We start from the raw sequence: 14224 nt of genomic DNA, 5'->3' as shown, positions 1-14224 counted from the left end.
AGGTAGTTCCGCGGGATGGCATTCAACCCAAGGAGCTGGTCATGGCTAAATCTCGCTGTTCTTCTCGCTATTTCAATTCTCCCGCACTTATCCCCCTGCTTTTCTGCATCGCCTCCGGTGCCCAGGCCCGAGAACTTTTGCCCGGTGAGTCGGTGGTCGTAGGACCGGGGGATCCAGTGGAGGACTGGACCTTGGGGCCCGGATCTACCCTCACTGTCAGTGGCGGGCAGATGCTGAATTTGACCGGCGGCGGAGCGGTTGGCACCTTCAATCTTCTGGCCAACAGCACGGCACAAAGTGTCACGCTTGACTCTGGTGTGGTAAGCAACATCAGTGATTCCAGCATCATTGCCAGCAGCGGCACTGCGCTGAGCGCCACAGACGCCTCCGTAGCGGTGAGCAATGCCACCATCGTTAATACAAATGGAGTCGGTGTCTCCGGTAACCAGAACGTAGGAGGCGGCGCCCCGGGTACGACGTTCGTGTTCACGGGTGGGTCCGTCAGCGGCACGACGGGTGGCCTCACTCAACTTGCCGGTTCGCTCAACATGACCGGTACGACTGTCACGGGAGCCGGGGCCACAAGTTACGGTGTTCGCGGAATCGGCGCCAACATGACGCTGATTGGCAGTTCGGTCACGGGCGGGCTGAACGGGTTTCTGTATCGGGTCAATCCGGCAGATATTCGTACAGGAACTGTCAATCTGGACAGTACTCGGGTGCAGGGCGTCAACGGCGCGGCGATCCGGATCGATGGCCTGGGCACTCCCATGGTCGCCAATTTCAATCTGACCAACGGCACGACCCTCGTGGGTGGCAACGGCAACGCACTGGAAGTGGCCAACTCGGCGACAGGCAATGTTCTGCTACAGAACAGCGATGTCACCGGCGATATCAGCATCACCAACAACAGCACCGCCAACCTGACATTCGATCACGGTGGATTGACCGGCGATATCACCGCCGACGCCACCAGCAGCGGTTCGTTGGCGCTGAACAACGGTTCTGCGCTCACCGGAAATATCAGTGGCATCGATACGGTCAATCTCAGCGCCAGTTCGATGACCGGCAATATCACCAGTGATGGCACCGGCGTGGTGTCGCTGCAAAACGATTCGGTGTTCACCGGCAATCTCATTGGTGTCGATAAGTTGACCGTCGGGGATCCTTCGGTCTGGAACATGACCGCGTCCACCGCACTCAACACTCTGGTGATGGACACCGGGGTCGTCAAATTCGGCGCGGAAAATGAATTCTTCCAGCTGGATGTGGGCAACCTGTCAGGCAGCGGCACCTTCATCATGGATGTCGATTACGCGACCAATCAGCACGACACCCTCAACATCACCGGTTCCGCGACGGGCAGCCATACCTTGTCGATCGCCGGTTCAGGCGTTGATCCTGTCTCTCCCGAGGCGCTGACCATGGTGCGCACAGCCGGTGGCGATGCAACCTTCGCCCTGGCCAACAATCGTTCGGTTGACGTGGGCACTTATTCTTACGCGTTGAGTTCGGTGGCCAATGGTTCTGGCGGAACCGACTGGTTTCTGGACCCGAGCAAAGCGACGATCAGCCCCGGTACAGCCTCGGTGCTGGCCCTGTTCAACACGGCGCCCACCGTGTGGTACGGCGAACTGACTTCCCTGCGTACTCGCATGGGCGAGTTGCGCTTCAATGGCGGCCAGGCCGGGGGCTGGATGCGTACCTACGGCAACAAGTATGTCGTCGATGAAGCCTCGGGCCTGGGCTACAAGCAAACGCAACAAGGCTTTTCCTTCGGTGCCGATGCGCCTCTGCCGCTGGGTGACGGCCAATGGCTGATCGGCGCACTGGCCGGTTACAGCGATTCCGATCTTGATCTGAGCCGGGGCACATCGGGGACGGTCAAGAGCTACTACGTGGGCGCTTACACCACATGGCTGGATCAGGACACCGGTTACTACTTCGATGGCGTGCTCAAGCTCAACCGTTTCCGTAATGATTCCAAAGTGAGCATGAGCGATGGCACCCGCGCCAAGGGTGACTATGACAACGTCGGTCTGGGTGGCTCGGTGGAGCTCGGGCGCCACATCAAACTGGATGACGGGTATTTCGTCGAACCCTTCACTCAGTGGTCGACGGTGGTCATTCAGGGCAAGGACTATGGCCTGAACAATGGCATGGAAGCCGAGGGCGACCGTACCCGCTCATTGCTGGGCAAGGTCGGTGTGACCGCGGGCCGGAATTTCGCCTTGCAGGATGGCAAGGTCTTGCAGCCTTATGTTCGCGTCGCAGGCGTTCATGAGTTCGCCAAAAACAACGAAGTGCAGGTCAACAACAACGTCTTCAACAATGACGTGTCCGGCACGCGCGGTGAGCTGGGCGCCGGTATTGCGGTAGCGTTCACCGACAGGTTCCAGATGCACGCCGATTTCGACTATGCCAATGGCGAGCACATCGAACAGCCTTTCGGGGCGAATGTGGGGTTGCGGTATAGCTGGTAACGTGTAAGCCCCGGCCTTTCGGTCGGGGCGAACCCATTGCTAGATGGCCACAACATTGGCGTATTGCCCGCCACCGAGGAATTCCTTGGTGCTCACATCCGCCCAGCCTCCCGTCACCAGATTCTTGCAGCGAACTGTCCAGAGCCCAGCTCCCGGTGTTGTTGACCAGTAAAGACGGTCCCCCATGGGCCAACGCCCTAGGTAGGCTGCGGCGATCTGAATAAGTTCATCATGTGTTGGGATTCGCTTCCCTTGATTCGCAGCATTCCGGTTGGCGACTGAGTACAGGCTGTTCCCTAGCCCCACCACCTGGATCACATTAGTGACTGTGACGGTGTAAGCACCCGATCGGCCCCGGCTGTCCCGCACGGTAATGGTCGTTGTTCCGTTACCGCGGGAATACACGGTCCCGCTGCCGTTGACCCGAGCAACAGACGTATTGCTCGATGAGTACGTGTAGGGTTGGACACCGCTACTTGGCACGCGAGTGAGGGTGGTGCCAGCAGGCCAACTGACGGGATCAAGGTCAGGATTCCCAGGAAGTATGTACACCCGACCATTGAGTGTCGCGGATGAGGGATCCAGTACAAACTCCGGTACCGGCGAAATCACTGTAAAGGTTCGTACGCCAGATGACGCACCGTCAGCGTACTTCGCAACGGCTTTCAGGCTATGAGCGCCCAACGCAAGCCCCGATACAACATGCGTCCAGCTCCCGCCTGTATTAACTGATGCTGTTCCCTTGGACGTATTTCCATCGAACACTTCAACCTGTTCGCTGGCCGCGGCGGTGCCCGATGCGGTCACTGAGGTAGCCGTCGTTTGCCCTCCGTTCTGGACCTCTCCGTTGGCGTCCTTGACGCTGGTGATACTCGGCGCAGTGGCCGCTTTCACCGTGAACGCCCATGCTGCCGAAACCGGCTTATTCCCATACAACGCCTTGGCAGTCAGCGAGTGACTGGCAACACTCAACCCACTGATAGCGCGCGTCCAGGTGCCGCTGGCGTTCGTTGTGACGGTACCTTTCGAGGTGGTGCCGTCGAACACTTCGAGCGGTTGGTTGATCGATGCACGGCCTGAGGCGGTCACGGTATTGGCGTAAGTGGAGCCACCATGAGGGACCGGGCGATTTTGCGGATCGACGACAGCGGTAATCGTGGGCGTTACTACTGTGACGACAGTGAAATGACGCACCGTTGATTCGGGGCCAGTACCATACAGGGCTTTGGCCTTCATGGCGTGCGCAGTCACGGACAGACCTGTTGCTGCCAGGCTCCAGACGCCAGCTCCATTGGCCGTTGCTTTTCCTATGGACGTGGCACCGTCGAAGATCTCCACGTCCAGATTGGCGTTTGCCGTACCCGTGAGTGTGACGCTGATGTCCACAGTGAAGCCGTTGGCGGGTATTTCTGTCCCTCCCGAATCTTGAATGCTGCTGATGGTCGGCGCAATAGCCGTCGCAACGATAATTGTCCACGTGGTGGATTCAGGGCTTGATCCATAAAGCGCGCGCGCTTTGAGTGGATGCGATGCCACCGCTAATCCAGAAACGGCTTTCTGCCATTCTCCAATCGAGTTCGTGATGGCGGTACCTTTCGAAGCGGCTCCGTCAAACAGTTCGACCTGTTGATCGGGGCTGGCCTTCCCAGACACCGTCAGCGTGGTGTCTACAGTCGTGCCGCCGTTGCTAACGAGGCCTTTGGAATCCAGCACCTGCTCAATGGTCGGCGTCAGATTGGCGAGCACTTCCCAAGACCGCGGCTGCGAAATCAGGCCGCTGCCATCCAGTGCTTTAGCGGTCACGCTATACGCTTTGGGCCGCAGTGCCGCCAACGCGACGGACCAAGTGCCGGTGAGCGTCGTGCGTGTGGTGGTCAGGCGGGCGGTCCCGTCGAGAATTTCCAGCTCGGTGTCGAGGGTTGCAGTGCCGCTGAGGTTCAGTGTCGTATCAAACGTCGTTCCGCCGTTGGAGACTTCGCCCTTGGCGTCCTTGACGCTGACGATGACAGGTTCGACCCAGTCGTGATGACGTTTGAATTGATAAACCGTCGCAGGCAACGGCAGCGCAATGTTCTCGTTGGCAGTTTCGCTGAACGCTACTTTGCAAACCACGGTTAACGAGGTGTCCTGCGCGAGTTTTTCCAATTCAGCGCGCAGCAGCGTTTCTGATAGCCCCCCGCTGACTTGCCCGCTTGAAATCGCCTTGCCATCCAGCAAAACGATGGTATGTGGGGCGCCGTTTTCAGCCTCGCCTTCAAGCCGCAACCAGACACGTTGGCCCAGCGCAATGAACGGCCATTTCGCCACGGTCGACGTTGCGTTCCCGGTGAAGGTGGCCAGGTTCAAAATCTTGCTTTGTGGATCGGCCTCTTTCACGACGGGTGACGGCAACTGGGCATCGGCGATGGCGTCGATGTGGAGCAACGCCAGGTCGGACGTTTTTTCCGTTGTGTAGCGTTTGACTCGGTACGAGACGCTGACATTTTGGGCGATGTTGGCACCGATCACATTGGCGCTGATGGGGAAGTCCACCTGACCACTCGCACTGGCGGCCATGCTTTGGTCCGGCGGGCTGCCGGTGCCTGGAGTGCCCAGCCAGGTCAAGGTGATGATGTCCTGCGGGTCCATGGTCTCGTAGCGTACGCGCACGGTCGCACCCGTCTGTGCACGCATGGGGTCGAGGGTGCCATTGCTGGCTTCCAATACCTGGGGTGCGGGCAAGACGCCAATCGGCGTGCCAATGGTCAGATTCAGCACGCTCGAATACTGGTATTTTCCGGTGCTGGCGAGTTTGAGGCTGTAGTACAGCTTGACGATGCTGTGGATGTTGGGTTCGATCAATGACCTCGGGATGTTGAATGTCATGAGCTTGCCCGCGCCCACGCTGGAGATGGGCACCCAGTCGCTTGCGCTGCCGTCCAGACCTTCACCCTCCCAATACCAGGTCAGAATGTCTCCCGCTGTGGTGCCTGTGTAAGGCATGCGATATGTCGCATAGTTCGGCACCTTGTCCGGGTCGAGCACGTTGCCGTCGGCTTCGTCCACAGACGGTGCAGGCAGCTCGGCGAAGCGTTGGGCAACCACCAGTGAGGTGTGGCTGGAAACTCTCACCTCCTGCGGGGCGAGGGTGTCGTTGGAAACTCGATAGCTGACATCGAGGGTGCCGTTGACAAGCGGAGCGATGTGCTCGGCCATCACGGGCATGTAAATGACAGAACCTATCTCATTGTTCGAGACGGAGTGTTGCGCTTCGTAGAGCAGCGGTGTGCCGCTTTGTGTCAGCCCGAGCCAGATCAGGTCGATCAGGTCGCCGTTGGCCATTTGTTCGTACACGGGAATGACCACGTGTGCCCGTTCAAGGCTGGGATCGAGCATGTCTCCGACGGCTTCGAAAACACCAGGGGCGGGCAGGGGGATTTTACCCGTGATGGTCGCAAAGGCGCGTTTGGAGGATTGTGGAGGCGCGCCGTTCGCTTTGTTCAGGACGTAACTGGCTTCCCCTTTCCCTTCGAGAAGGGCGCGGATCTCTGCGTTGGGCACCTTGATCTCGGTCACTGAAGGGATGTTGTCGAGGGTTACAGTGCGTTCATAAATCAGCGGGTCGCCTGTTTTCGGGGTACCGATCCAGGTCATGGTGACCTGATCTTTCAACTCGAAAGGCAGCCCTCGGACCTCTATCTGAATCGTCACATCATCTGTCCCTAGTTGGCCGAGGTCTATTGCGCCATTGAATGCCTCTTTGATAATCGGCGGATCGAGGCGGTGTGCGCCTGCCTCGACATTGATGAACGTGCGCAACGACCAGTCCGAGGAGAAGTTCCAGACCTCGTCGAAAACCTGGTAATGCACCAGCAGATTGGGTGAGTCGCCACCTGCCAGGATCATGGCCTGATCCACGTTCATGATGATCGGCGCACTCCCGGCAGACTCAGCGTCAGTGACTTGATGGGTCATGAACGCCTCGCCCCATTGCAGTTGAATGGTGTCTCGTGCAGCGCGCCCGGGGTATGCGGCGATTTCGGCCGGTACGCCTCTGGCTGCCCAGTCCTCATCGACGCCGTTGTCAATCACGTCTTGGGGCAAGCGGGGAGCGGCGAGTTCCGAGTGGCCGGGAAGATGGGGGTCCTTATCCACGCCGCCTGGCGCATCGAGTTTCACTCTGATGCGCATCATGACGGAGTCCTCCGGTGTGATCGAACCTTGACGTGTCAGGCGATAGAACACCTTTTCCGCCCAGTCAGGCACGACCAGTGCGGCGGGGACGAAAAAAAACAGGCGCTGATCGAGGTTTGAGTCATCGATATCACGGCCATCAACCCGCGTGTCATCCCAGTACACATCGACATGATCTCCCTTGCTCATGCGCAACCAGGGATCCACCGCGACCAACACCCCGAGGGGGTTGGATAGCACAACGTCGATGTTCAGACCGCCGTCGCCGCCCTGAACCGGGGTCACTATGCCACCGATGAGTAGCGAGCGCAGCGCCAGCGTTGAAGAGTCCCGTTGCAGGGGAGGAAACAGGGTGGGTGTGAACCGTGCCATCGTTAGAGTCCTTTCTGTTGTGCACGCGGTGGACAGGGCGCAGGCCCATCCAGGCGTTGCGGTTTCGCTGAATCGTCCTGATATTGGGCGCTGGGTGGGCCGTTTTGCCTACTGTCAGAAATGACAGGTTTTGCGACCGCTGGTCGGCGGGTACCCAGGGGGGATGGCCGTTCAATCAGAGGTCGTGCTTGCAGCCTCGTCCGAATAAGGATCGAGCGAGCGCCTTCCCGGCGCGCGTAGGAAAATGACATACCATTATTGGCGATGGACCCCGGGCTGGGTTCCCAGGCGTGAAACTGAGAAGTCGCGAGATTGGAGCGAAACAGGGCGCCGTTACAGTAGTAGGCCGCGCTGTCATCAGATCAGCACGCCATTGCATTGCCAGGCAGGTTTGCTGGCGGCAGAGGTGGAGGCTGTGCTCGGGTAGCGATTGTTGATCAGTTGCGCGATTTCCGGCCCGGTGGGGCTGGCCGTTGCGTTCAGGCTGTCGAGCAGCCACACCACGGCGAACAACCTGATGATTGAGCAGGTATCCACGGTCATCCTGACCTCATATACGAACATAGAAGTGACCGCCCGGCCTTGTCGGCCGGGCGGTGCTGGCTTCACGTGCCGGGACGCTGCCGATGTCCCGCTGTTCGAGAGATACCTGCCGCCTGCATTGCCAGGCTGCCGTCCGATGCGCTGGCATTCTGGTTAGGGTCTGTGCCGCTCAGGTCATAGGTCCAATAGGTGCCGACCCCGGCGGAGTCTGCGCTGGGGCTTTCGCCTCCGCAAACAGGTAGTCGTGCGCGGTGAGGTCCAGCGTGACGTCGTCTTCAAAGCCGCCACTGATCGTCAGCAACAGGTCGGCGGAAGGTTGCTCATCGTTTTCGCCCACGGGGATGACGCCGTACCAGACGCGCACTTGGCCACCTGCTCCGACCATGAACTCGCCGGCTGGGACCTCGAAATCGATTCCGGTGCCGGGTCCATTGCGATCCACGACTGTCCAGTCGTACAGCGTGTCTTCAAGGTACAACCTGACGCGATCCTGATAGTTCAGCGCGCCCGGAAGGATGTGTACCTTGATCATTTTTTCCGGATCGTCACCAGGGTCCAACACATCGCCCGGCGCGTCGGGAAGCTGCGGTTTGGCCCATTCAGCGAAACTGAACGAAACCGTGCGGCGCACGCGGGATTTTTTGCTGGCCACCGCTTGTGCCTTCAAGGCCCGTGTACTCACGGCAAGGCGGGTTTCGTAGGAAACACGCCCTTTCAGATAGGGCTGCGCCGCACTGCTGTCTCCGCCTGCATTGGCGGAACCCCACGTCACGATTTCACCGTCGGAGCGCAGCGCCACGAAACTCTGGTCGTTGGCGTAGACGGCTTTCACGTTGATCAGTTGTGCCACGACGCTGCTGGTGTTCCCCCCAACCCCTGGGTGACCCCAGGCGACGACTGTGCCGTTACGACGCAGCGCGGCGAATGCTTTCCAGGTGCTTACCACCTGAACAATGTCGTCGAGGGTGGCGATGTCCGCTGGGACCTCCCCGCCACTGGCCGCCGTGCCCCAGGCGACAACATGACCACTGGCCCTGCGTGCGGCCATGGCTTCATCGGTCGCGCTGACTTCGACGATGTCGGTCAGCGACTTGATGGCCGCAGGCACCCTTCCTCCCTGGTCGGCGTTGCCCCATGCCAGCACTTGCCCGGACGTGGTAATCAACGAAAATGCATAATGAGAAGCGGCGCCCAGTTCGGCAACGCTCGCGTCGGCGACTTCCATGGTCACCCTGCCGCCACTATCAACCGCCCCCCACGCCACCACTCGGTGGTTGGCACGCAGTGCAGCGAAGGCTCCATGGTTTCCTGAAACCTCTTTAATGTCCGTTAACGTCGCAACGTCTTCCGGCACAGTTCCTCCTTCCGCTGGATTACCCCAGGCCACGACCTGCCCTGTGCCACGAATGGCCGCGAACGCGTGCTCGCCACCGATCACCTGAGTGATGTCACTGTGTGCCTTGACCGCATCGGGTACCGTTCCACCAGCGGTCTCCACGCCCCAGGCGTAGACTTTGCCATCCGTCCGGATACCGGCTATCGCAAAGCCGTTGCTGGTCAATGCGACGTAGCTGTCCAGCGGGTTGGTGCCTAGATACCCGCCTTCCGGTGCGGCTCCCCAAGCAACGACGTCGCCATTTTTGCGCCGTGCTGCGTAGGCGGTGCGGCTGCCGCAGACTTCAACGATGTCGTCCAGGGTGATGATGGAGGGCGGGATCGTCGCCCCATAGGGAGCCAGTCCCCAACCGATCAAGTCGCCACTGTCACGGTGCGCCACATGAGCCCATACATTGCCAATGATATTCACGGCGCTGAGCACCACATGGTCTTCACGGGTGCGTATATGCAGAGGCGTCCAGGGGCGACTGTCTCTCCAGCTAGTGGCTTGCGTCCAGCCCGTATCGCCCTCGTATTGCCACTCGGCGTTCAGCGTCGCCCCCGTGTTTTTGTCGAACGCACTGATCCTGCGAGGCTTTGCCGATGCCGCATACCCCGAGCGACTGAACCTGGCACCCATCACGTTCAACAGGCCTGCGACGATGGCGCTCTTGATGTCGTAGGTGCTCGACGGCGAGGGGCCTTCGGCGCTTTGATCGGCACGCTTGACGGTGTAGCTCAGTGTGACGCTGAAGCCATCGTTGGCTTTGACGTTTACGTAGGGGATGGGGATTAGCAACTCGCCATCGGTCGTCACAGATTTTGTTGGACTCACGCTGCCGTCGCCAGGCTGGCCCGCCCAGGTCAGGGTGACCGAATCGCCCGCCTTCAGTTGCGCCTCGGCTGGGATGCTGACATTTGCACCATTGGGCACCTTGCCCGGATCGAGCAGGCTGCCAACGGCTTCCACAATAGCGGGCGGCGGCAACTGAACAGGCAGGTCGTTTTCCACGTCGAACGTCAATGGTAGAGAAGAGCGATCATCCCCAGCCAGAAGCTCTACGCGATAGGTGACACGTACATTGCCGCCGACATTTTTGGTGACCTCGGCCAAAGGCACGGTGAATTCGACGTCCTTGTTGTTGCTGGCACCCGTGATGGATTTGTCGAGCAGGAATGGCGGTTTTCCGAGATCGTCTTCCCAGGTCATGTACACGTGATCGCCGACATTCATGTCCGGTGTCCAGGCGGCGATCACCACCTTCGCACCCTTCGGGATTTCAGCCAAGTCCAGCACGCCATCTTCGCTGCCTGCCACTTTGGGAACCGGCATGAGGGGCACAGCACCGGCACCGACCTGGAAGTTGAGAATCTCCGAGTCACTGCGCCGGCCACTCGTGCGAATCACCCAGTAAGACGCGGCGACCGTGCCTTCGTCGTTGTCCTCGATGAACGCCTCGTCGATGTCAAAGACAACCGCTTTGTCTTTGGTGAAGGAGTTGATTTTGATCCAGTCTTCCAGCTCATCGGTCTTGCTGCCTTTCCAGAGGTAGTGCACTTCGTCGCCGATCTCCATGTTCGGGTAGATGGGGACCGTCAATGTCGTCCCCGGCAGGTCGGGGTCCATCACGCCATCAGCGACCCCGGCCACAATGGGAATCGGCAATTCGGCTCTGGGTGTTCCGACATTCAACAGGAACGCTCTGGCAGACTCCCGGATAACGATGCTGCCATTCAGATCCTTGGCCAGTTCGAAGTACAACTGCAGGGTTCCGCCGTCCAGCGTTTTGAGATGGGTGCCGTCGACGTTGATGTTGATCGGCAGCTTGTTGGTTTCTTCACGTCCGGTGATGACGTGCGGAGGAAGGGCGGGATCATAAACCGTGAGATCGGCGCGGGTGCCGATCCAGCGCAATGTAATCTGGTCACCAGCAGCCATGCTGTCATCCCAGGGGATTTCGATGGCAGTTCTCGCCAGTTCAGGATCGAGCGCTCCCTGAGCGGCATCCTTGGCGATGGGGGCCTCCATACCAACGCCGCTGCCCTTGATGTGGACGAACTGGCCTCTCGACGGCGTTGAGCCGTTCCCATTGACACGTGTGTAGGAAAAGGCGGCCTGCACCAAGGCAAGTCGGCGCAGGAGCGCATTGGGGATTGGGATTTCATAAATATGATTGAGGGTCAGGACTTCAACCTCGTCGGTCTCGTACTCCACGGCATCCCCGTCGGCAGTGGTGCCCGTGAGCTTGCCGACCAGCCTGTCGCCCACTGCGAAATCGGGAAGCGCGACCGGGATCTGCAGGGTTGCAGGTTCAGCACCCAGCGCATCAAGGTCCAGCTCGCCGTTGGCCGCTTCTTTCACGAAGGGGGCGTCCAGCCGAGCGTTGCCGGTGTCGACCACGACACGCTTCTCGGCCGCCCAGTCCATTGAGCGGTTCAGGACCAGGTCGTAGACTTCAAAGGTCACGGCCAAACCATCGAAGCCGGAATCACCTGCCGCGAGAATGGTGGCCTCCTCGATCACGATTTCAATGTCCTGACCGACTTCGGCCTGGGTGACCGGGGCGTGATGCACGAAGTGCCCTCCCCAAGACACCTTGATATCGTCTCCCACGCTCATGTTCGGATAAGGGTGAACGGTGACCGGAACCCCTGCCTTGGCGGCGGCTGCATCGACTCCGTCGTTGATGATGTCGTCAGGCAGGTCGAATGTCAGCTCTGAGTGGCCTGGCACGCTGCCGTCCTCATCGACCCCACCGGGAAGCGTGAGCTTGACCAGAATGTTCAGCGCGTCCGATGCCTCGGCTGCTTGCCCCAGGCGCGTGATGCTGTATGACAGTGTGTGTGCGCCGTCGACCAAGCGTGCACTGGGCACGAAGGCAACCACCCGCGCGCCCACGTCCTCGGGTTTGAGCAGTGTTCCCGAAGCGACCTGCGTCGTACCGTTGAGCATGATTTTGTAGCTGTCGCCCACCGCCATGCTCGACCAGGGCTGAATGTAGAGTTGCAGCCCCTGCAACGGAAAGTTGGTCTGTGCGGCGGCAACGTTGATACCCCAGGATCCGTCATCCAGCGGGCCGGTGGCACCGGGGATTTCAAGATCGATCAGGGCCAGGGGAGACAGACCGAACGTGGATATCCCCTGTCCGAGTGGGTTCAAGACAATCTCAAACCCTGCGTCCAGCTCCTTGCGGGCGAGGGATTTGTACAGGCAGAGCTGGTCGTCCAGTAAAACGGACACCCGGGTGCTCGACCTGAAGGATTTGAGCGGGTTGACGAGGGTGAATTGCTTCAGGTTGCCGGGGGGCGTGAGGGTGGGCATGGCGCTTGACTCCTGTCGAATGAACCCAAGACTCAATTGAGCGCCGAGATGGAATGTTTGCCTACTGTCAGAAATGACAGTAAAAGCTGCCGCTGTTCTGACTGAACAGGGTGACCAACCCGCTGTCGAGGCTTGACTAGCGCCAGCTATGAATCGGCCACCCCGCCTTTTCTGCCGCCTCCTTCAACACCGGATCCGGATTGACCACATGGGGAAAATCCACCTTTTGCAACAACGGAAGATCATTGCGCGAATCGGAATAAAAACTCGCGCCTTCGAGGTTTTCGCCTTCCTGATCCAGCCACTCCAGCAAACGGGTGATCTTGCCTTCGCGGTAGGTCAGCACGCCTTGGGTCTTGCCACTGTAGACGCCGTGAACCACCTCCAGATCAATGGCCAGCACTTCATCGACGCCGATCCGCTCGGCGATGGCTTGAACGAGGTGCACGCCGGAGGCGGAGATGATCAGAATGCGGTCGCCGTTGGCGCGGTGTTCGGCGATGGTTTTGGTGGCGTCGCTGAAGATGATCGGTTCGATGTAGTCCTCGACCCACGGGCCGACGAGGAACTCGACTTCTTCAGGCGTGCGGCCAATCATCGGCTCCAGGCTGAAGGCCATGTAGTCTTCCATGGCCAGTTCGCCACGGCTGTAGGCGGCCATGAGTTCGCGGTCCTTGTTCATGAACCACTCCGGGTCGACCCAGCCCAACCGGCCCATCTGCTCGCTCCACAGGCTGGCGCAGTCGCCGTGAATCAGGGTTTCGTCCAGGTCGAAAATGGCTAATGCCATGGTGTAAATCCTCTCAATTCAGTACGTGCGCACATCCATAGGCAGGCGCTGGACCCTGTGGGAGCGAATTCATTCGCGATGGCGTCGGTACAGACGATAAAAATGTTTCGTATGTACCGACCAAATCGCGAATGAATTCGCTCCGACAGGGGCAGATGTGCAGTGTTGCCGAAATCACGCCACTTCGCAGAGCGCCGACGGTTCGATGTTCAGGGTGACCCGTTGGCCGTTCGGGTGCAAGTCGCTGGCGGAGCGATTGAGCACGTCGACCACCAGTTCCACGCCTCGTGCTTCAACGCGATAACGGATCACGTTGCCCAGCAAACTGTGCCCGCGCACTTCACCTTCCAGCGAGCCGGTGAGGCTCAGTTGAATGGCTTCCGGACGAATCGCCACGCGGCTGTTGATCGGACGTTGCATCAGACGGCTGGCGTCATCCGCCTCCAGCAGGTTGTAGTTGCCGATGAAGCCAGCAGCGAACGCGTCGACGGGTGCGGTGTAGAGAGTTTCGGCGTCGCCGCTCTGCACGATCCGGCCCTGGTTCATCAGGAAGATGCGGTCGGACATGGTCAGTGCTTCCTCCTGATCATGGGTCACGAAAATCGTGGTCAACCCCAGCTCCTGCTGGATCGCACGGATCTGTTCGCGCAGGTGTTTGCGAATCCGCGCGTCCAGCGCCGACAGCGGCTCGTCGAGCAGCAGCAGGCGAGGGCGGGTCACCAGCGAACGCGCCAACGCCACACGCTGGCATTGGCCGCCGGACATTTGATGAGGGTAACGCTTGGCGAAGTCCGTCAGCTCCACCAGCTTCAACACTTCAGCAACGCGCTGTTTGGTTTCATCGGTGCTGACCTTCTGCATGCGCAGGCCAAACGCAACGTTCTGCTCCACGTTCATGTTGGGGAACAGCGCGTAGCTTTGGAACACCATGCCGATGCCGCGTTTCTGTGGCGACATGGGGACGATGTTCTGGCCGTCGAGAAAAATCTTGCCGCTGGTAACCGACGTCAGCCCGGCAATGCAGCGCAGCAGCGTTGATTTTCCGCAGCCAGAAGGGCCGAGCAGGGTGATGAATTCGCCCTTGTTGATCACGCAGTTGATGTCGCTGAAGACCGCGGTGCTGGCGTAGTTCTTTTGCAGGTTTTCGACAGTGACGAAGCTCAT

General features: G+C 59.6%; 6 protein-coding genes. 1 reads left to right on the top strand and 5 read right to left on the bottom strand.

Features of this window, described 5'->3' with window-relative positions; genetic code table 11:
- The first annotated feature begins 41 nt into the window (after nt 1-41).
- Nucleotides 42-2483 (top strand): autotransporter outer membrane beta-barrel domain-containing protein, encoded by a 2442-nt coding sequence (locus ACI5GA_RS07860; protein WP_421422441.1) that lies wholly within the window; start codon nt 42-44, stop codon nt 2481-2483.
- Between the two features lie 39 nt (nt 2484-2522).
- Here the strand turns inward: ACI5GA_RS07860 and ACI5GA_RS07855 are convergent, their stop codons facing one another.
- The 5 genes from ACI5GA_RS07855 to ACI5GA_RS07835 all read right to left on the bottom strand — a co-directional run bounded on the left by ACI5GA_RS07855 (nt 2523) and on the right by ACI5GA_RS07835 (nt 14224).
- The gene (locus ACI5GA_RS07855) at nt 2523-7028 is read right to left on the bottom strand and encodes a hypothetical protein (protein ID WP_421422440.1); all 4506 of its coding nucleotides are present in this window, start codon (nt 7026-7028) and stop codon (nt 2523-2525) included.
- Nucleotides 7029-7385: 357 nt separating this feature from the next.
- Entirely contained in the window at nt 7386-7571 is a 186-nt protein-coding gene (locus ACI5GA_RS07850; RefSeq protein ID WP_404631524.1) for a hypothetical protein, read from the bottom strand.
- 169 nt (nt 7572-7740) lie between these two features.
- Nucleotides 7741-12270, bottom strand: a complete 4530-nt coding sequence (locus ACI5GA_RS07845; protein ID WP_421422439.1) for a hypothetical protein — start codon at nt 12268-12270, stop codon at nt 7741-7743.
- 136 nt (nt 12271-12406) lie between these two features.
- Entirely contained in the window at nt 12407-13060 is a 654-nt protein-coding gene (locus tag ACI5GA_RS07840; protein ID WP_404631518.1) for an HAD family hydrolase, read from the bottom strand.
- Between the two features lie 174 nt (nt 13061-13234).
- Nucleotides 13235-14224 carry an ABC transporter ATP-binding protein gene (locus ACI5GA_RS07835; RefSeq protein ID WP_404631516.1) on the bottom strand — a complete coding sequence of 330 codons (990 nt, stop codon included), beginning with the start codon at nt 14222-14224 and terminating at the stop codon, nt 13235-13237.

Origin of the sequence: Pseudomonas sp. Pseu.R1, from assembly GCF_045764065.1 — a bacterium.
Taxonomy (GTDB): domain Bacteria; phylum Pseudomonadota; class Gammaproteobacteria; order Pseudomonadales; family Pseudomonadaceae; genus Aquipseudomonas.
The sequence above is the reverse complement of the archived record's forward strand: the minus strand, read 5'-3'. Positions and strand labels throughout refer to the sequence as shown.